Genomic DNA, 19,191 nt, shown 5'->3' with positions numbered 1-19,191 from the left:
TGCGGCTGTAGACGCAAGAACCGAACTTACTTGAGCTCGACCTTGGCGCCTGCTTCTTCCAGAGACTTCTTGGCAGCCTCGGCTTCCTCTTTGGAAACGCCTTCCTTGACCACGCCCGGGGCTCCGTCAACGACAGCCTTGGCTTCTTTCAGGCCCAGGCCGGTCAGTTCACGAACGACCTTGATGACGTTCACTTTCTTGTCGCCGGCTTCGGTCAACATGATGGTGAATTCGGTCTGCTCTTCGACGACGGCAGCGGCAGCAGCCGGGCCAGCGGCAACGGCGGCAGCGGCGGTCACGCCGAACTTCTCTTCCATCGCCTTGATCAGTTCCACCACTTGCATGACGGACATTTCGGATACGGCGTTGATGATGTCTTCGTTGGTCAGAGCCATGACTCTATATTCCTATAACAGGGTGCGGCCTCAGGCCGCAAATAATAAGAAAGACTTGCAGGAAACGCAGCACGCCTGATCAGGCGGCGGCAGCTTCCTTTTGGTCGCGAATGGCGGCGAGGGTACGAGCCAGCTTGCTGGTAGCGCCCTGGATGACGCTCATCAGCTGGGACACAGCTTCGTCGTAGGTCGGCAGAGTTGCCAGTACGTCGATCTGGTTAGCCGGAATGAGCTTGCCTTCGAACGCGGCGGCCTTGATCTCGAACTTGTCCTGACCCTTGGCGAAATCCTTGAAGATGCGGGCGGCAGCGCCCGGATGCTCTTGGGAAAACGCGATCAGGGTCGGGCCCTTGAAGGTGTCGTTGAGGACGTCGAAAGACGTACCTTCAACGGCACGACGCAGCAGGGTGTTACGTACGACACGCACATAGACACCGGCCGCGCGGGCCTCTTTACGGAGTCCGGTCATGGCACCCACAGTCACGCCACGGGCATCGGCCACGACAGCGGACAGGGCACCTTGGGCAGCCTCGTTGACTTCAGCGACGATAGCCTTCTTGTCTTCGAGTTTGATTGCCACGGGTTTAACTCCTGGATGTTACCGTTTCGCCCGATGGACTGGGCGGCGTTTTGGTGTCTGACTCGGTAACCGAATCGGGAGCACCATCTGCGTAGGCTAGGGTTTCCCCGGTTTAAGACCTGCGTCCCCTACGGTCTTGGACAGCCCCCGCCAGGCAGGGACCCCAATCTTGGCGCCGTGCCCGAGGGCACGGCGACTTGCAACTTGCTTAGGCTTCCAGGGAAGCCTGGTCGATCTGCAGACCCGGACCCATGGTGGAGCTCAGGGTGATGCGCTTGACGTAGATGCCCTTGGAGGTCGAGGGCTTCAGGCGCTTCAGGTCGGCCAGCAGAGCTTCAACGTTCTGCTTCAGCTTCACGGGCTCGAAATCGATCTTGCCAACGGAAGCGTGGATGATGCCGTTCTTGTCGGTACGGAAACGCACCTGACCAGCCTTGGCATTCTTGACGGCGGTAGCGACGTCCGGGGTCACGGTGCCAACCTTGGGGTTGGGCATCAGACCGCGCGGGCCGAGCAGCTGACCCAGCTGGCCAACAACGCGCATGGCGTCCGGCGAGGCGATGACGACGTCGTAGTTCAGGTCGCCGGCCTTCATTTCGGCAGCCAGTTCGTCCATGCCGACTTTCTCGGCACCAGCGGCCAGTGCAGCTTCGGCATTGGCACCCTGGGTGAACACGGCAACGCGAACCGACTTGCCAGTGCCGTTGGGCAGCACGGTGGCGCCACGGACGACCTGGTCGGATTTACGCGGATCCACGCCCAGGTTCACGGAGACGTCGATGGACTCCTTGAACTTGATGGTGGACAGCTCGGCCAGCAGGGCTGCAGCTTCTTCGAAGCCGTACTGCTTGCCAGCCTGGATTTTTTCGGCGATAGCCTTTTGACGCTTAGTGAGCTTGGCCATTACACGCCCTCCACATTCAGACCCATGCTACGAGCGGAACCGGCGATGGTACGCACGGCGGCGTCCATATCGGCGGCGGTGAGATCGGCATTCTTGGTCTTGGCGATCTCTTCCAGCTGGGCGCGGGTGACGGTACCGACCTTCTGGCTGTTGGGACGAGCGGAACCGCTCTGAATGCCAGCAGCCTTCTTGAGCAGCACGGAAGCCGGGGTGCTCTTGATTTCGAAGGTGAAGCTGCGGTCGCTGTACACGGTGATGATCACCGGGGTGGGCAGACCGGGCTCCATGCCCTGAGTGCGGGCGTTGAACGCCTTGCAGAATTCCATGATGTTGACGCCGTGCTGACCCAGCGCCGGACCGACCGGCGGGCTCGGGTTGGCTTGAGCGGCCTTAACCTGCAGCTTGATGTAAGCCTGAATCTTCTTAGCCATGTGCTACTCCAATGATGGGTTCAACGCCCCGCGGGGCTCCCCAATTACTTGCTATATCCCAGTGACGACAAAACCCCGCAGCCTGGGCTACGGGGTGAGGGATGCGGACAACCTAGACCTTTTCGACCTGGCTGAACTCGAGCTCCACAGGGGTCGACCGACCAAAGATCAGTACCGCCACGTGGATGCGGCTCTTCTCGTAATTCACTTCTTCGACGACGCCATTGAAGTCGGCGAACGGACCATCTACCACTCGAACCGTCTCGCCAGCCTCGAACAGGGTCTTCGGCTTGGGCTTGTCGCTGCTGTCGGAGACACGACGCAGGATGGCGTCCGCCTCACGATCAGTGATGGGTGCCGGCTTGTCGGCGGTACCGCCGATGAAGCCCATGACCCGAGGGGTATCCTTGACCAGGTGCCAGGTCCCTTCGTTCATTTCCATCTGCACCAGGACGTAGCCCGGGAAAAACTTACGCTCGCTCTTGCGCTTCTGGCCATTGCGCATTTCCACCACTTCTTCGGTGGGCACGAGAATGTCGCCGAACTGGTCTTCCATTTCGTGCAGCTTGACGCGCTCGATCAACGAACGCATGACATGCTTCTCGTAACCCGAGTAGGCATGCACGACGTACCAACGCTTAGCCACGGCGAACCCTTTCAACCAACAATCGTGGAAACCAGCCAACCGAGCAGGGAGTCGAGCCCCCACAACAACAAAGCCATCACGAGCACCACGGCAACCACGATCAGCGTGGTCTGAGTGGTCTCTTGCCGGGTAGGCCAGACAACCTTGCGAATCTCGGTACGGGCGTCTTTCAGCAAGCCGAAGAAGGCCTGCCCCTTGGCGGTCTGCAGGGCAACAAAGGCAGCAATGGCTGCCAGCACCAACAGACCTACCACTCGATACAGGATGGACTGAGCAGCGAAGTAGTGGTTGGCAACAACACCGACCGCTACCAGAACGACAACCACCAGCCACTTCAGCGCATCGAAGCGCGACTCTTTGGCTTCCGCCTTGATGCTCATTGCATGAATCCTGTAAGGAGTGCCAGATGGGAATCTGGCAGGCCAGGAGGGAATCGAACCCCCAACCTGCGGTTTTGGAGACCGCCGCTCTGCCAATTGAGCTACTGGCCTGTAACTTGAATCAGGCCGACCATTATGCCGGCCTGACAGCCCAAGATCAATCGATTACTCGATGATCTTGGCAACCACGCCGGCGCCGACGGTACGACCGCCTTCACGGATGGCGAAACGCAGACCATCTTCCATCGCGATCGGAGCGATCAGGGTGACAACCATCTTGATGTTGTCGCCCGGCATCACCATCTCGACGCCTTCCGGCAGTTCGCAGTTACCGGTCACGTCGGTGGTGCGGAAGTAGAACTGCGGACGGTAGCCCTTGAAGAACGGGGTGTGACGACCACCTTCTTCCTTGGACAGCACGTACACTTCGCACTCGAACTTGGTGTGCGGCTTGATGGTGTTCGGCTTGGCCAGAACCTGGCCACGCTCCACGTCTTCACGCTTGGTGCCACGCAGCAGCACGCCGACGTTCTCGCCAGCACGGCCTTCGTCCAGCAGCTTGCGGAACATCTCGACGCCGGTGCAGGTGGTCTTGACGGTGGCCTTGATGCCCACGATCTCGACTTCTTCCTGGACCTTGACGATGCCACGCTCGACACGACCGGTTACCACGGTGCCGCGACCGGAGATCGAGAATACGTCTTCGATCGGCATCAGGAACGGTTTGTCGATGGCGCGCTCGGGCTCGGGGATGTAGGAGTCCAGGGTCTCGACCAGCTTGCGCACGGCGGAAACGCCCATCTCGTTGTCGTCCTGACCGTTCAGAGCCATCAGCGCGGAGCCGATGACGATCGGAGTGTCGTCGCCCGGGAAGTCGTAGGTGTTCAGCAGATCGCGAACTTCCATCTCGACCAGTTCCAGCAGCTCGGCGTCGTCAACCATGTCGGCCTTGTTCAGGAACACGACGATGTAGGGAACGCCTACCTGACGGGACAGCAGGATGTGCTCGCGGGTCTGCGGCATGGGGCCGTCAGCAGCCGAGCAAACCAGGATCGCGCCGTCCATCTGGGCAGCACCGGTGATCATGTTCTTCACGTAGTCGGCGTGGCCGGGGCAGTCGACGTGCGCGTAGTGACGGATCGCCGAGTCGTACTCAACGTGGGAGGTGTTGATGGTGATACCGCGAGCCTTTTCTTCCGGCGCGTTGTCGATCTGGTCGAAACCACGAGCGGAACCGCCCCAGGTGTCGGCACAGACTTTGGTCAGCGCTGCGGTCAGAGTGGTCTTGCCATGGTCGACGTGACCGATGGTGCCCACGTTCAGGTGCGGTTTGTTACGTTCAAACTTTTCTTTAGCCATCGACACTCTCTCCCTTCACGAATTGAGCAAAGCAATGCCGCCATTAAAACAAAGGCAGATATTTTCATATCTGCCTTTTTAAGATGGAGCTCATGAGCGGATTTGAACCGCTGACCTCACCCTTACCAAGGGTGTGCTCTACCAACTGAGCTACATGAGCGAAACATTTGCCAGTCAAACTGGAGCGGGTAGCGGGAATCGAACCCGCATCATCAGCTTGGAAGGCTGAGGTTCTACCACTGAACTATACCCGCAGAGCCTAAACGCTCTAGCAATCTGGTGGAGGGGGAAGGATTCGAACCTTCGAAGTCTGCGACGTCAGATTTACAGTCTGATCCCTTTGGCCACTCGGGAACCCCTCCAAAGTGAGGCGGCATTTTCTTCATCCGCCCTCCTCTTGTCAAGGATCTTTTTAAAATCTCCTTAACAATCAGTGCTTTCGCCTCGCTCGCTAGCGTTATCAGCGAAAGCGGGCGCAGTTTATGCAACCAAGGCGGAGTGCGCAACCCCAAAACGCAAAAAAAGCTTAAAAAACAAAGGCCGCCCTAGCGGCGGCCTTTGTTTGCAGACGGCGACCCCCGATTACAGCTGGGGACCGGCCGCCACGATGCCTTCGGAGACGCCGGAGAACTTCTTGAAGTTCTCGACGAACTTGCCGGCCAGCTCCCGTGCAGCGGCGTCATAGGCGGCGCCATCCTGCCAGGTGTCGCGCGGATTGAGCAGGACGCTGTCCACGCCCGGCACGGCGACCGGGACGTCGAGATTGATGACCGGCACATGGCGAGTCTCGGCACCGATAAGGGCGCCGCTCTGGATGGCCGCGATCACCGCGCGGGTGGTGGGGATGTTGAAGCGCTTGCCCACGCCGTAGCCACCACCGGTCCAGCCGGTGTTGACCAGGTACACCTTGGAGCCGAAACCCTGGATGCGCTTGATCAGCAGATCGGCGTACTCGGCCGCCGGGCGCGGGAAGAAGGGCGCGCCGAAGCAGGTGGAGAAGGTCGACTTGATGCCGGGACCGGAACCCATCTCGGTCGAGCCGACCAGGGCGGTGTAGCCGGACAGGAAGTGGTAGGCCGCCTGCTCGTTATTAAGGATGGAAACCGGGGGCAGCACGCCAGTGAGGTCGCAGGTCAGGAAGATGACCGCATTGGGCTCGCCACCCAGGTTGTGCTCGGCGCGCTTGTCGATCAGCTCGCGCGGATAGGCCGCCCGGCTGTTCTGGGTCAGGCTGTCGTCGGCATAGTTGGGCTGACGGGTCTGGGGATCCAGGACCACGTTCTCCAGCACCGCGCCGAACTGGATGGCCTTCCAGATCACCGGCTCGTTCTTCTCGGACAGGTCGATGCACTTGGCGTAGCAGCCGCCTTCCATGTTGAAGACGGTGCCCACGCCCCAGCCATGCTCGTCGTCACCGATGAGGTAGCGGCTCTGGTCGGCGGACAGGGTGGTCTTGCCGGTGCCGGAGAGGCCGAAGAACAGGGTGACATCCCCCTCCTCGCCCACGTTGGCGGCGCAGTGCATCGGCAGCACATCCTTTTCCGGCAGCAGGAAGTTCTGCACCGAGAACATGGCCTTCTTCATTTCACCGGCGTAGCGCATGCCGGCGATCAGCACCTTGCGGGCCGCGAAGTTGATGATGACGGTACCGTCGGAATTGGTGCCGTCACGCTCGGGCTCGCAGACGAACTCGGGCGCGTTGAGGATCTCCCAGGCCGGCTTGGATTGGGGATTGTATTCGGCCGGATTGATGAACAGGCAGCGGCCGAACAGGTTGTGCCAGGCCGTCTGGGTGCGCATGACGACGGGCAGGTAGTGCTCGACATCGGCGCCTACATGGACGTGGGAGACGAATTGATCACGCTCGTCCAGGTAGGCGCTGACGCGCTCCCACAGCGGAGCGAACTTCTCCTCCGGGAAAGGCCGGTTGATCGGCCCCCAGTGGATGGCGTCGCGCGTGGTGGCTTCCTCGACGATAAAGCGATCTACCGGCGAACGCCCCGTGCGATGCCCCGTCTTGACGACCAGCGAGCCATTGGCGGCCAGCTCTCCTTCGCCACGTCGCAGGGACTCTTCCACTAACTGCGCGACGCTGATATCGGTATACACGTTGGCTTTCGTCATTTCGTTCCCCATGGCCCTGGGCCGTTCCTCATGCTTGTAGCTCTTACACGGCAGAACTACACGTTGCGGGATTATGCCAGAAAGCCTTCGGGCTTTTGCAACGGCTAGTGCCGGGTATTTCCCGGGGTTTGCGTGCCGCCGCCCGCAAAAATCTGCGCGATATCGGCAGCGTCGAACACCTGCTGCTCATTGCAAAACTGACAATCGACCCGAATTTGTCCGTCCTGTTCATCGAGCAGACTCTCGACGTCCGGCTGCCCCATGCTGATGAGGGCGTTGGCCGCCCGATCGCGGGAACAGCTGCAACTGAAGTCCACCGGTTGCTCGTCGAACAGACGCACCGTTTCCTCGTGGAACAGGCGGTGCAGGATCACCTCGTTGTCGAGGCCCAGCAGTTCTTCGGCGGTGAGGGTATCGGCCAGGGTGACGACGTGCTCCCAGCTGTCCTGGCGGGCCTGGGCATCCTTGATACGCGACGGCGGCAGCTGCTGGAGCAACAGGCCTCGGGCGCGGCGACCATCGGCGTTCAGCCAGAAACGGGTGGGCAATTGTTCCGAGGTGGCGAAGTAGCCGGACAGGCATTCGGCCAGGTTCGCGCCCTCCAGCGGGACGATGCCCTGGTAACGCTGACCGTGGCGGGGATCGATGGTCAGGGCCAGGACGCCATCGGGCATGAGTTCGCCCAGGGAGGCGGACGCGGTGATCTCGCTTTCTTCGTAGCGGGCGATGCCGCGCACCTCGCGCTCGCTGGAGCACTCGACCATGAGCAGCGGAATCGGTCCGCTGGAACGCGCCTGCAGCACCAGCAGCCCTTCGAATTTGAGGGTCCCGCACAGCAGCGCGGCCGCCGCCAGCATCTCGCCCAGCAATTGGGCGACGGGCTCGGGATAGGTGTGCTTGGCGAGGACCTCGACATAGCTGCGATCCAGGGTGGCCAGTTCGCCGCGGACATCGGTTTCGTCGAACAGGAAGCGCTGGGTGAAATCGTGGGAAGTCATGAACTACCTATATAAGGAAGGAGGCCGCGAAGCCTGACGCTGCGGCACATGCCAGGGCCGCCGAGCGGACCTGGCCATTGAGAGGATCCGGCGAGTCGCGACGGGATCAGTCGTCGAACGGATGGACGTACTCGCGGAACTGGTGGATCTGGCGCCGCTGCTTCTTGGTGGGACGGCCGTCGGTCTGCAGGCCGAGGTTGCCCGCCTTGCGCGCCGCAGCGGCCTGCTCGCGCGCCTTGAGGCTTTCCGGCGTCTCGGTATAGAGCTGCTGGGCCTCGGGCGCACCGCGGCGATTCTGCGACAGGGCGACGATCACCACGGTCTTTTCGTCATAGCCCTGACGGATGGTGAGGACATCGCCGACACGCGGCTCCTTGCTGGGCTTGCAGCGTTCGCCACGGCACTGGATCTTGCCGCCTTCGAGGGCCGCCTTGGCCAGCGCGCGGGTCTTGAAAAAACGTGCCGCCCAGAGCCATTTATCAAGGCGCATCCGTTCTTCAGTGTGATCTACTGCATACATCGAATAAAAGGTCCCCTATTGGGTCTTAGACTCTTCTCAAGAACTCTAAACCATCGGACCGACGCTGCAAGCGCGCCTCTGGAGAGCCATGACCACATTCTTTCCTTCCGACCTGACCGGTCAGACCCGCTGCGCGGGGTGCCAGCAGTCGGAACCCCTGGGCTTCGACTTCGACTTTGCCTATCAGCCCATCGTGGATCTGGGCAGAGGCGCGGTCTTCGCCCGGGAAGCGCTGGTGCGCGGACCAGGCGGCGAAGGCGCGCTGTCGGTGCTCAATCAGGTGACCGACAGCAACCGCTATAGATTCGACCAGCTCTGCCGCACCAAGGCCATCGCCACCGCGGCGGCCCTGGGCATGCAGGAGAGTCTCTCGATCAACTTCCTGCCCAACGCCGTCTATCGTCCGGAATTGTGCATCCGCAGCACTCTGGCCGCCGCGCGCGAGCATGGCTTTCCCCTGGAGCGCCTGATCTTCGAGACGGTGGAAACCGAGCACGTGGCCAGCAACCACCTGACGCACATCCTGCGCGAATATCAGCAATTCGGCTTCAAGACCGCCATCGACGACTTTGGCGCCGGTCATTCCGGCCTGACCCTGCTGGCCGAATTCCAGCCGGACCTGGTCAAGCTCGACATGGCGCTCATCCGCGGCATCGACCAGGATCAGGTGCGACGGACCATCGTGCGCAACCTCATCGTCATGTGCCGCGAACTGGGTACCCAGGTGATCGCCGAAGGCGTGGAGACCGTCGCCGAACGCGATTGCCTGCGGGACCTCGGGATCGAGCTGATGCAGGGCTATCTGTTCGCCAAACCAGCCTTCAAGCAGCTCGTTGATCCGCAACATTTAGGCGGAGGCCACTGATTTCAAGGAGCAGCGATGAGCAATTCCGCCGAACCGGTCATTATCGGCCTGAGTGAGTGGGTGGCCCTGCCCGATCTGGGCGTGGTCGGGCTGAGAGCCAAGATCGACACCGGCGCCAGTACCTCGGCGCTGCATGCGACAGAAGTCCAGCCGTTCATGCGTGGCAAGGAGCGCTGGGTGAGATTCACCGTGCACCTGGGCACCCTGGTCCAGTCCCGGCACCGCCATTGCGAAGCACCGCTGGTGGCGAAAAAGACCATCCGCAGCTCCAATGGCATCGCCCAGACCCGTTACGTCATCCGTACCCTGCTGGCCCTGGGCGAGTGCCAGTGGCCGGTGGAATTCACCCTGGCCTGCCGCAAGAGCATGCGCTATCGCATGCTGCTCGGCTCCAAGGCGTTGATCGATGGTGGCCTGCTGGTGAATCCGGCCGTCTCCTATGCGCAAGACAAACCCCAGTTGTCCCTTACTCCGGCCTCCGGTGCCCCATGAAAATCGCCGTTCTCTCGCGTAACCCCAACCTGTATTCCACCAGGCGCCTGGTCGAGGCCGGCGTCAGCCGCGGCCATGAGGTGGTCGTGGTCGACACCCTGCGCGCGTACATGAACATCGCCAGCCACAAGCCGCAGATCCATTACCGTGGCAAGCCGCTGGAAGGCTTCGATGCGGTCATCCCGCGCATCGGCGCCTCGGTGACCTTCTATGGCTGCGCGGTGCTGCGCCAATTCGAGATGCAGGGCGTCTTTCCGCTCAACGAGAGCGTGGCCATCAGCCGTTCGCGCGACAAGCTGCGCTCCCTGCAACTGCTCTCGCGCAAGGGCATCGGCCTGCCGGTGACCGGCTTCGCCCACTCGCCGGACGACGTACCGGACCTGATCCAGATGGTCAACGGCGCCCCCCTGGTGATCAAGGTGCTGGAAGGCACTCAGGGCATCGGCGTGGTGCTTTGCGAAACCGAGAAGGCGGCCGAGTCGGTGATCGAGGCCTTCATGGGGCTCAAGCAGAACATCATGGTGCAGGAATACATCCGCGAGGCGGGCGGTGCGGACATCCGCTGCTTCGTGGTCGGCGACAAGGTGATCGCGGCGATGAAGCGCCAGGCGGCACCCGGGGAATTCCGCTCGAATCTGCATCGTGGCGGCACCGCCAGCCTGATCAAGATCACCCCCGAGGAGCGCATGACCGCCCTGCGCGCGGCCCGGGCCATGGGCCTGAGCGTGGCCGGGGTGGACATCCTCAGATCCAACCACGGCCCGCTGGTGATGGAGGTCAACTCCTCGCCCGGCCTGGAAGGCATCGAGCAGACCACCGGCAAGGACGTCGCCGGGATCATCATCGAATACCTGGAAAAGAACGCCGAGCCGGGGCTGACACGGACCAAGGGCAAGGGCTGAGGCCGTGGTTTGGGAGGTTGGGCTGTGCTGGCGTCTGGCCCAACCTCCCTATCTCCTGATAGATCGCGCGCGAGCCCGATGTCGAGGCCATTTCGCTATGTCACAGCATCGCGGCCATGGAGGTCCGCCGATGCGGCCGCTCCTACAAAGTGCAGAAGCAGCGTTCGGCGTCAGCTGGCGCTGCGGGGCAGCAGCAGGCCCAGGGGCAGCAGTACCCGGGCTTCCACCCCGCCACCTTCGCGATTGCGCAGCTCGGCACTGCCGCCGTGCTGCGCGGCAATGCGCTTGACGATCGCCAGCCCCAGCCCGGAGCCGCTGACAGTGCGGGCGCGATTGCCGCGGGTGAAGGGATTGAAGATGTCCTGCAGGTCCTTGGGATCGATACCGGGACCGCGATCCATCACGCTCAGGGCGACATAGGGCGCCGTGGCCGAGCCTGCAACCTGCCCGACCACCTCGATACCGCCCCCGCCGCCATGGCGCAGGGCGTTTTCCACCAGGTTGGTCAGCAGCCGCTTGAAGGAGATGCGTCGCACCGGCAGCGGCGGCAGCACGTCCAGCATCAGCCGTACCCGCTCCGTCTCCTGGTTGTAGGGCGCCACCACCTGGCGGGCCAGTTCGTTGAGGTTGGTGAGCTCCTGGGGCTCGTCCCGCCCATCGCGCACGAAGGCGAGGAACTGGTCGAGGATGGCGTTCATGTCCTCGATGTCGCGGATCATGTCCTCGGCTTCTTCGCGCTCCGCCGGCGGCATCAGTTCCACCGCCAGACGCAGGCGGGTCAGGGGCGTGCGCAGGTCGTGGGAGACCCCGGCCAGCATCAGTTCGCGTTCGCGGCCGGCCTGCTCGACGTCTTCGGCCATCTGGTTGAAGGCGTGGTAGACATCCTGGATCTCGCTCGGGGCATCGGTCTCCGGCAGCCGCACGCTACGGCCCTTGCCCAGTTCGCGCGCGGCGTTCACCAGGCGCCGCAAGGGCTGGTTGAGCTGACGCACGAAGACCCAGGCGGCGCCCACGGACAGCAGGCCGATGGCGAAAAACCAGCCGAGCACGCTCCAGATGTGCTGGCCACGCAGCGGGTGGGCCATCAGCGGAATCTTGATCCAGTCCGGTCCCAGGCTCGGCGCCAGCACCCAGAGCGCCGGACCGTGCTGGACCCGCACCCGCACCTCGGTCTCCTCGCCCAGTTCCTGTTTCATCTGGCGCTCGAAGATCTCGCTGTAGGGCCAGTGGTATTCGCCGGCCGGCACGGTTTCCGGTGATTCATAACGCAGACCGGCGGCCTGGGCGATGCGCGGCCGCTCGGACTCCGGGGTGGCCCAGTAGGCCTTGAGCGTCAGGGCCGCGCCATGGCTGTACTGGCGATCGACCAGGACGTCTTCGTTAAGCAGCAGATAGACCAGGGTCAGCGCCTTGGAAAACAGCACCGCGAGCAGGACCATCCACAGCGAGCGGGCGAAGAAACTCTGGGGAAACCAGCTGGGCGCCTTCATTGGCCAGGATTTCCGCGCAAAACGGCGCGAAAGCCATCACAACCTCTGGGATTGCAGGGTCCAGATAGGCCACCGGACACGGACACATTCGGATACATTTGCTCGTCCATTTCTTCCCTTCAACCTGGAGTTCTCTCGTGTCCGACATCTGCCAGACCGGCCTGGACATCGGCTTCGCCTCGCTCAGCTACGCGCAGATCGCCTTTCTCGGCGTGGTGCAGGGTATCACCGAGCTGCTTCCCATTTCGTCCACGGCGCACATGCGGGTGGTACCCGCCCTGCTCGGCTGGCGTGATCCCGGCTCGGCCTTTTCCGCCGCCATGCAGATGGCGGCGCTGGCCGCGGTGATCAGCTATTTCTGGCGCGATGTGAGTGGCGTGACCCGCGGCAGCCTGGCCGCGGTGCGCCAGCGCGACTTCGACAGCCCGGACTTCCTGCTGGCGGTGATGATCGTGCTGGCGACCATTCCCATCTGCATCGCCGGTCTGCTGCTGGCGCCCCTGCTCAACGCCTGCGACTCGCCACTGCGGGGCCTCAGCGTCATCGGCTACGCCTGCCTGGCCATGGCCGCCCTGCTGGCGCTGGCGGAGCGGATCTGCCGGCACAACAGGGACATCTCGCAGATGCGGCTGCGCGATGCGCTGATCGTGGGGATCGCCCAGGTGGGCGCATTGATTCCGGGCGTGTCCCGTTCCGGTTCGACCCTGACCGCGGCCATGTTCCTCAATCTGCGTCGCGAGGAAGCCGCGCGCTTCTCCTTCCTGCTCGGCCTGCCGGCCATCGCCCTGGCCGGACTCAAGGAGCTGGTGGTGCTCTGGCACGCGCACATCCCGGCCGAAGCCTGGTCGCTGCTGCTGGTGGGATTAGTGGTGGCCAGTCTGTCGGCCTTCGCGGCGATCTGGGGCCTGATGCGCTTTCTGGAGCGCTTCTCGACTTGGCCCTTCATCATCTACCGCGCCCTGCTGGGGATTTTCCTGCTGGTGGGTGTGCACCAAGGGCTGTTCGCTTAAGCAAGGATCTGCCGGGACGGACTGCCCCGGCACCTATCCTACTTGCCGGCGCCATCCGGCACGAAGACGTAGCCCACGCCCCAGACGGTCTGGATATAGCGCGGCTTGGACGGATCGGGTTCGATCATCCGGCGCAGGCGCGAGATCTGCACGTCGATGGAGCGTTCCAGGGCGTCCCATTCGCGGCCGCGGGCCAGGTTCATCAGCTTGTCGCGGGTCAGCGGCTCGCGGGCGTGGTCAACCAAGGCCTTGAGCACGGCGAATTCGCCGGTGGTGAGCATGTGGGTCTCTTCGCCGCGCTTGAGTTCGCGGGTGGCCAGGTGCAGGGCGTAGTCGCCAAAGGTCACCACCTCGTCGGTCCCGGCGGGGGCGCCAGGCACCACCGGCGCCTGACGGCGCAGCACGGCCTTGATGCGGGCCACCAGCTCCAGCGGATTGAAGGGCTTGGCCAGATAGTCGTCAGCGCCCTGGTCGAGGCCCTGGATGCGGCTGCCTTCGTCACCCTTGGCGGTCAGCATGATGATGGGGATGCGGTTGCCGCTCTCGCGCAGCCGGCCGCAGGCGGACAGGCCGTCTTCGCCGGGCATCATCAGGTCCAGCACGACCAGGTTGAAGACCTCGCGCGCCAGCAGGCGGTCCATCTGTTCGGCGCTCTCGACGGTGCGCACGCGATAACCCTGCTCGGCCAGAAAACGCTCCAAGAGGCGACGCAACCGGGCGTCGTCGTCGACGACCAGGATCTTTTCACCTTCCGGGGCAACGGGGGTGCTCATAATATCTCCTTGTGATCTAGCACTGGATTATGCCGTAGGCCATCCGACCGCGGCATTGGGCCATTGTTAGCAGATTTTGCCCACTCTGGGGCGGCGGTGCCGGCATGGGAGGCAGGGCTCTGGCGGGCTCGGGTATACTGCCGCCCGCTTTTTCTCGTGCAAGCCAGGTAGCCCGATGGATATCAATAGCCGCATCGCCGAAGAGCTCGGCGCCCGCCCGCAACAGGTCGCCGCCGCCGTGGCCCTGCTCGACGAAGGGTCGACCGTGCCCTTCATCGCCCGTTACCGCAAGGAAGTCACCGGCAGCCTGGACGACACCCAGCTGCGTCATCTCGAAGAGCGGCTGCGCTATCTGCGCGAGCTGGAGGAGCGCCGCGGCGCGGTGCTGGCCTCCATCGAGGAGCAGGGCAAGCTGACCCCCGAGCTGGCCCGCGAGATCAACCTGGCCGACACCAAGACCCGCCTGGAAGACCTCTATCTGCCCTACAAGCAGAAGCGCCGCACCAAGGGCCAGATCGCCCTGGAAGCCGGCCTCGGCCCGCTGGCGGAGGCGCTGCTGCAGGATCCGACCCTGACCCCGGAGTCCGAAGCCGCCGGCTATGTCGACGCCGACAAGGGCGTGGCGGACGTGAAAGCCGCCCTGGAAGGCGCCAAGTACATCCTCATGGAGCGCTTCGCCGAGGACGCCGACCTGCTGGCCCGGCTGCGTAGCGTGCTGCAGCAGGACGCCATCCTCAGCGCGCGCCTGGTGCCAGGCAAGGAGACCGAAGGCGCCAAGTTCAGCGACTACTTCGAGCATGACGAGCCCTTCAAGGCGGTGCCCTCGCACCGCGCCCTGGCGATCTTCCGCGGCCGCAACGAGGGCATCCTCAGCGCCGCGCTCAAGCTCGGCGAAGAAGGCCCGGGCATCGCCCATCCCTGCGAAGGCCTGATCGCCGCGCATTTCGAGCTGAAGAACCAGGGCCGCGCCGCGGACAAGTGGCTTTCCGAGGTGGTGCGCTGGACCTGGAAGGTCAAGCTCTATACCTCCCTGGAAACCGACCTGCTCGGCGAGTTGCGCGAAAAAGCCGAGGAAGAGGCCATCGCGGTCTTTGCCCGCAACCTGCACGATCTGCTGCTGGCCGCGCCGGCCGGTCCGCGCACCACCCTGGCGCTGGACCCGGGTCTGCGTACCGGCTGCAAGGTCGCCGTGGTGGACGCCACCGGCAAGCTGCTGGCCACCGACACCGTCTATCCCCATGCGCCGCGCAATCAGTGGGACCAGACCCTGGCCACCCTCGGCGTGCTCTGCACCAAGCATGGCGTGGACCTGATCGCCATCGGCAACGGTACCGCCAGCCGCGAGACCGACAAGCTGGCCGGCGAACTGATCAGCAAGTACCCGGGACTCGGCCTGACCAAGGTGATGGTCAGCGAAGCCGGCGCCTCGGTGTATTCCGCCTCGGAACTGGCCGCCCGGGAATTTCCCGAACTGGACGTCTCCCTGCGCGGCGCCGTGTCCATCGCCCGCCGCCTGCAGGATCCGCTGGCCGAGCTGGTGAAGATCGAGCCCAAGTCCATCGGCGTCGGCCAGTACCAGCACGACGTCTCCCAGCTCAAGCTGGCGCGCAGCCTGGACGCCGTGGTGGAAGACTGCGTGAACGCCGTGGGCGTGGACGTGAATACCGCCTCCGCCGCCCTGCTGGCGCGGATCTCCGGGCTCAACGCCACCCTGGCGCAGAACATCGTGCAATTCCGCGATGCCAACGGCGCCTTCGCCACCCGCGAGGCCCTGAAGAAGGTGCCGCGCCTGGGCGACAAGACCTTCGAGCAGGCCGCCGGCTTCCTGCGCGTCATGAGCGGCGCCAATCCGCTGGACGCCTCGGCGGTGCACCCGGAGACCTATCCCCTGGTGCAGCGCATCGCCGCCGACACCGGCCGCGACATCCGTTCGCTGATCGGCGATTCGGCCTTTCTCAAGCGCCTGGATCCGAAGAAGTTCACCGATGAGAGCTTTGGCCTGCCGACGGTGACCGACATCCTCCAGGAACTGGACAAGCCGGGTCGCGATCCGCGTCCGGAGTTCAAGACCGCGGTGTTCCAGGACGGCGTGGAAAAGCTTTCCGACCTCAAGCCCGGCATGGTGCTGGAGGGCGTCATCACCAACGTCACCAACTTCGGTGCCTTCGTCGACATCGGCGTGCACCAGGACGGCCTGGTGCACATCAGCGCCCTGTCGGAGAAGTTCGTCAAGGATCCCTACGAGGTGGTCAAGGCGGGCGACATCGTCAAGGTCAAGGTGATGGAGGTGGACGTGCCGCGCAATCGCGTGGGACTGTCCATGCGCATGGGTGACACTCCCGGCGAGAAGGTCGACGGCAAACCCGGCGGCCAGGCCCGCGGCAACGGTGGCAAGCCGCGCACCGACAAGGGCGCTCCGCGCCAGACCCAGGCCGCGCCGGCCAACAATGCCATGGCGTCCCTGTTCGCCAACGCCAAGCAACTGAGGAAATAGGCATGAGCGGTTCTCTCGCAGGCAAAGACAGCGCCTTCAGCACCCTGCTGGGCATGACCATCCACAAGGCCGAGGGGGGCGAGTCCGAGGTGCGCATGAGCGTGCAGGACAGGCTCATCAACCTGCACGGCAAGCTACACGGGGGTGCCATCTTCTCGCTGATCGACACCGCCCTGGGCCAGGCCAGCCACAGCCTGTTCGACGGCCAGGCCGGCAGCGTGACCCTGGAGTGCAAGGTCAACTACGTGCGTGGCGTCAGCGACGGCGAACTGGTCTGCCGCGCCCGGGTGATCCACCCGGGCCGCAAGACCCATGTGCTGGAAGCCCAGGTGCATCAGGGCGACAAGCTGATCGCCCTGGCCCAGGCGACCTTCGCCTGTCTGTGACCGGCCGGAGCGGGCGGCAGCGAAGCGGCGCATGTCGCCCTTTGCCGTCGCCTGAGCTACGCTGGGAGACAACTGAGCGGGTTGCGGTCTGAGGCTTGAACCCGGACCGCAGCAGTGACTGCTGCCCCCGCGTCGGCCCTGGCCGGCAACCCTCATTTCAGTCGGTTTCTTCTACCCTGCCCGGGGCGAGTACCGCCATAGGAAGTCAACTTGAGCGATATCCTGTCCCGCCGCCTGGCCCTGCTCGGCGCTGACCCCACCCTTCTGGCCGAATGCCTGCACGGCATCGAGCGCGAGACCCTGCGGGTGGATGCCCGTGGCCAGCTGTCCAAGCGCCCCCATCCCCGGGCGCTGGGCTCGGCCCTGACCCATCCGCAGATCACCACGGACTACTCCGAGGCCCTGCTCGAATTCATCACGCCCACCGGCACCCGCACGCCCGAGGTGCTGGACGCCCTGGATCGGGTGCACCGCGCCGCGGTCGCCGAACTCGACGGCGAGCGTCTCTGGAGCGGCTCCATGCCCTGCGCGCTGCCGGCGGAGGACGAGATCCCCATCGCCGACTACGGCAGCTCCAACATCGGCCGGCTCAAGCACGTCTACCGCCGCGGCCTGGCCCTGCGCTACAGCCGCACCATGCAGTGCATCGCCGGCATCCACTACAACTTCTCGCTGCCGGAAGCGGCCTGGGAGCTCCTGCGCCAGCAGGAAGGTGACGCCCGCGATGCCCGCGACTACCAGTCGGCGCGCTATATCGCCCTGATCCGCAACTTCCGCCGCTACAGCTGGCTGCTGATGTACCTGTTCGGCGCCTCGCCGGTGCTGGACGCAGGCTTCCTGCGGGGTCGACCGCATCGGTTGCAGACCCTCGACGAGCGGACCCTGTACCTGCCCCATGCCACCAGCCTGCGCATGAGCGACCTGGGCTACCAGAGCAACGCCCAGGCCAGCCTGACGCCGGACTACAACGACCTGACCACCTATACCGAGAGCCTGAGACGCGCGGTGGGCACGCCCTACCCGCCCTACGCGGAGATCGGCACGCACCAGAACGGCGAGTGGGTGCAGCTCAACACCAACATCCTGCAGATCGAGAACGAGTACTACGCCACCATCCGCCCGAAGCGCGTCACCCGCAGCGGCGAACGGCCGGTGCAGGCGCTGATGGCGCGCGGCGTGCAGTACATCGAGGTGCGCTGCCTGGACATCGACCCCTTCCTGCCGTTGGGCATCGATACCACCGCCGCGCTGTTCCTCGACGCCTTCCTGCTCTATTGCGCCCTGGAAGGCAGCCCGCCGCTCAACGGCGAGTGCAGCGAATGCACCGACAACTTCGCCAGCGTGGTGCGCGAAGGCCGCAAGCCCGGCCTGCGCCTGCAGCGTCATGGCGCCTCGGTGACCATGATCGACTGGGCGGCGGAGATGCTCGACCAGATCGAGCGCTGCGCCGAAACCCTGGACGCCAGCCTGGGCGTCGACGCCCATCGCCGGGCGGTGGCGGTGCAGCGGCAGAAGGTCGCTGACGTCCGCCTTACCCCCTCGGCGCGGGTGCTGCAGGAATTGCGCGAACGCGGCGAGAGCTTCGCTGACTTCGGTCTGCGCCAGAGCGAGGCCCATGCGGCCTATTTCGCCAGCCACCCGCTTAGCGCCGGCGAGCAGGCCTGCTATGCCCAGATGGCACGCCAGTCGCTGGAAGAGCAGGCGGAGATCGAGGCGGCGCCCCAGGGGGATTTCGATACTTTCGTGGCGGCCTATCAGGCGAGCATTCTGGCGACGATCGGGGTGTAGATGCGTAGGTTGGGTTGAGACGGTTTAATCGTCGAAGCCCAACGGTGCGGTGCCAAAGAGTTTGTTGGTGCCCTAGCTGATTATCGTGTTCTGCTGGTGGATCTTGTTTCGCCCCCTCGGGCGAGTCACTTTTGCCAATCGCCGCAAAAGTAACCAAAACCGCTTGCCCCGACCATCCGGCCCTACGCTGCGCTCCGGGTGACTCGCGTTGCTCGCCCTTCGGGCCAGCCTACGGCTGTTACTTCGCTACGCTACGTTTCGCTCACGCCAGCGCCGTTCCGAGGTCGGTCCAGATGGGCCATCCTTGGCCCACTGGACCTCTCGCCGCATCCATGCGGCTCGACCCACTTCACGACACTGGCGCTCGCCTTGCTGAACGGGGCGACTCGCCAGCCTGGAGGTTCTGGATGAAGAACCCTGAACAGCCCGTAGCCCGTAGCCCGTAGCCCGTAGCCCGTAGCCCGTAGCGTGGACAACGGCGAAGCCTTGTCCACTGAGAGCGGCGGTGCCCATTAGTGGAAAACGCTGCGCGGTTTTCCACGCTACGTCTCCAGGCGTCAGTGGGCGACTCGATGGTTGACGAGTGCACCTTCCGGTATCGATGCAGGAAAGGCCAGCTCCACCTTGCGCTATCGCGGCCATGGGCCGCTCCTA

General features: G+C 64.0%; 19 protein-coding genes and 4 tRNA genes. 7 read left to right on the top strand and 16 right to left on the bottom strand.

Going from position 1 to position 19,191, the window contains the following annotated elements:
* Positions 1–26: 26 nt before the first annotated feature.
* The 14 genes from rplL to CFE50_RS01385 form a co-directional block, all read right to left on the bottom strand.
* Entirely contained in the window at positions 27–395 is a 369-nt protein-coding gene (gene rplL / locus CFE50_RS01450; RefSeq protein ID WP_017641869.1) for a 50S ribosomal protein L7/L12, read from the bottom strand.
* Between the two features lie 79 nt (positions 396–474).
* Complete coding sequence (gene rplJ / locus CFE50_RS01445; RefSeq protein ID WP_017641868.1) at positions 475–975, bottom strand: 50S ribosomal protein L10; 501 nt, start codon at positions 973–975, stop codon at positions 475–477.
* Positions 976–1,183: 208 nt separating this feature from the next.
* Entirely contained in the window at positions 1,184–1,879 is a 696-nt protein-coding gene (rplA, locus tag CFE50_RS01440; protein ID WP_007163094.1) for a 50S ribosomal protein L1, read from the bottom strand.
* On the bottom strand, positions 1,879–2,310 hold the full coding sequence (gene rplK, locus CFE50_RS01435; RefSeq protein WP_007163095.1) for a 50S ribosomal protein L11: 432 nt from the start codon (positions 2,308–2,310) through the stop codon (positions 1,879–1,881). The genes rplA and rplK overlap by 1 nt, the downstream gene beginning before the upstream one ends.
* Positions 2,311–2,422: 112 nt before the next feature.
* Entirely contained in the window at positions 2,423–2,956 is a 534-nt protein-coding gene (gene nusG / locus CFE50_RS01430; protein ID WP_007163096.1) for a transcription termination/antitermination protein NusG, read from the bottom strand.
* Between the two features lie 11 nt (positions 2,957–2,967).
* On the bottom strand, positions 2,968–3,336 hold the full coding sequence (gene secE, locus CFE50_RS01425; RefSeq protein WP_027601417.1) for a preprotein translocase subunit SecE: 369 nt from the start codon (positions 3,334–3,336) through the stop codon (positions 2,968–2,970).
* Between the two features lie 35 nt (positions 3,337–3,371).
* Positions 3,372–3,447, bottom strand: a tRNA-Trp gene (locus CFE50_RS01420).
* Positions 3,448–3,501: 54 nt separating this feature from the next.
* A complete protein-coding gene (gene tuf / locus CFE50_RS01415; protein ID WP_027603089.1) occupies positions 3,502–4,695 on the bottom strand; it encodes an elongation factor Tu in 1,194 nt (397 codons plus the stop codon).
* An 84-nt stretch (positions 4,696–4,779) separates the two neighbouring features.
* Positions 4,780–4,855, bottom strand: a tRNA-Thr gene (locus CFE50_RS01410).
* Positions 4,856–4,875: 20 nt separating this feature from the next.
* Positions 4,876–4,949, bottom strand: a tRNA-Gly gene (locus CFE50_RS01405).
* 23 nt (positions 4,950–4,972) lie between these two features.
* Positions 4,973–5,057 (bottom strand) — tRNA-Tyr (locus tag CFE50_RS01400).
* A 220-nt stretch (positions 5,058–5,277) separates the two neighbouring features.
* Positions 5,278–6,819: a phosphoenolpyruvate carboxykinase gene (locus CFE50_RS01395; protein ID WP_278440353.1), complete on the bottom strand. Its 1,542-nt coding sequence runs from the start codon at positions 6,817–6,819 to the stop codon at positions 5,278–5,280.
* Positions 6,820–6,923: 104 nt separating this feature from the next.
* Positions 6,924–7,817, bottom strand: a complete 894-nt coding sequence (hslO, locus tag CFE50_RS01390; RefSeq protein ID WP_286729812.1) for an Hsp33 family molecular chaperone HslO — start codon at positions 7,815–7,817, stop codon at positions 6,924–6,926.
* Positions 7,818–7,923: 106 nt separating this feature from the next.
* Entirely contained in the window at positions 7,924–8,337 is a 414-nt protein-coding gene (locus tag CFE50_RS01385) for an RNA-binding S4 domain-containing protein (protein WP_502694660.1), read from the bottom strand.
* An 88-nt stretch (positions 8,338–8,425) separates the two neighbouring features.
* Here CFE50_RS01385 and rimA point away from each other — a divergent pair, with 88 nt between their 5' ends.
* The 3 genes from rimA to rimK are packed head-to-tail and all read left to right on the top strand — an operon-like array spanning position 8,426 to position 10,596.
* Entirely contained in the window at positions 8,426–9,202 is a 777-nt protein-coding gene (gene rimA, locus CFE50_RS01380) for a S6 modification regulatory phosphodiesterase RimA (protein WP_027603086.1), read from the top strand.
* A 15-nt stretch (positions 9,203–9,217) separates the two neighbouring features.
* Positions 9,218–9,694 carry a retropepsin-like aspartic endopeptidase RimB gene (rimB, locus tag CFE50_RS01375; protein WP_027598255.1) on the top strand — a complete coding sequence of 159 codons (477 nt, stop codon included), beginning with the start codon at positions 9,218–9,220 and terminating at the stop codon, positions 9,692–9,694.
* Positions 9,691–10,596, top strand: a complete 906-nt coding sequence (gene rimK / locus CFE50_RS01370; RefSeq protein ID WP_027598254.1) for a 30S ribosomal protein S6--L-glutamate ligase — start codon at positions 9,691–9,693, stop codon at positions 10,594–10,596. The genes rimB and rimK overlap by 4 nt, the downstream gene beginning before the upstream one ends.
* Before the next feature lie 170 nt (positions 10,597–10,766).
* On the opposite strand, the gene CFE50_RS01365 is transcribed toward rimK, so the two are convergent.
* A complete protein-coding gene (locus CFE50_RS01365; RefSeq protein ID WP_027603085.1) occupies positions 10,767–12,086 on the bottom strand; it encodes an ATP-binding protein in 1,320 nt (439 codons plus the stop codon).
* Between the two features lie 137 nt (positions 12,087–12,223).
* Between CFE50_RS01365 and CFE50_RS01360 the strand changes: the two genes are divergently transcribed.
* Entirely contained in the window at positions 12,224–13,096 is an 873-nt protein-coding gene (locus tag CFE50_RS01360) for an undecaprenyl-diphosphate phosphatase (protein ID WP_286729802.1), read from the top strand.
* 38 nt (positions 13,097–13,134) lie between these two features.
* Here CFE50_RS01360 and ompR read toward each other — a convergent pair whose 3' ends face one another.
* Complete coding sequence (ompR, locus tag CFE50_RS01355; protein ID WP_027598251.1) at positions 13,135–13,869, bottom strand: osmolarity response regulator transcription factor OmpR; 735 nt, start codon at positions 13,867–13,869, stop codon at positions 13,135–13,137.
* Positions 13,870–14,044: 175 nt separating this feature from the next.
* Between ompR and CFE50_RS01350 the strand changes: the two genes are divergently transcribed.
* The 3 genes from CFE50_RS01350 to gshA all read left to right on the top strand — a co-directional run bounded on the left by CFE50_RS01350 (position 14,045) and on the right by gshA (position 18,537).
* Positions 14,045–16,363 (top strand): Tex family protein, encoded by a 2,319-nt coding sequence (locus tag CFE50_RS01350; protein ID WP_286729800.1) that lies wholly within the window; start codon positions 14,045–14,047, stop codon positions 16,361–16,363.
* Between the two features lie 2 nt (positions 16,364–16,365).
* Positions 16,366–16,749, top strand: a complete 384-nt coding sequence (locus CFE50_RS01345) for a PaaI family thioesterase (protein WP_052504088.1) — start codon at positions 16,366–16,368, stop codon at positions 16,747–16,749.
* 210 nt (positions 16,750–16,959) lie between these two features.
* On the top strand, positions 16,960–18,537 hold the full coding sequence (gshA, locus tag CFE50_RS01340; protein ID WP_286729796.1) for a glutamate--cysteine ligase: 1,578 nt from the start codon (positions 16,960–16,962) through the stop codon (positions 18,535–18,537).
* Positions 18,538–19,191: the final 654 nt, after the last annotated feature.

Source organism: Pseudomonas sp. PGPPP4 (assembly GCF_002256045.1).
Lineage (GTDB): Bacteria > Pseudomonadota > Gammaproteobacteria > Pseudomonadales > Pseudomonadaceae > Chryseomonas > Chryseomonas oryzihabitans.
This window is presented reverse-complemented; position numbering and strand designations above follow the sequence as displayed.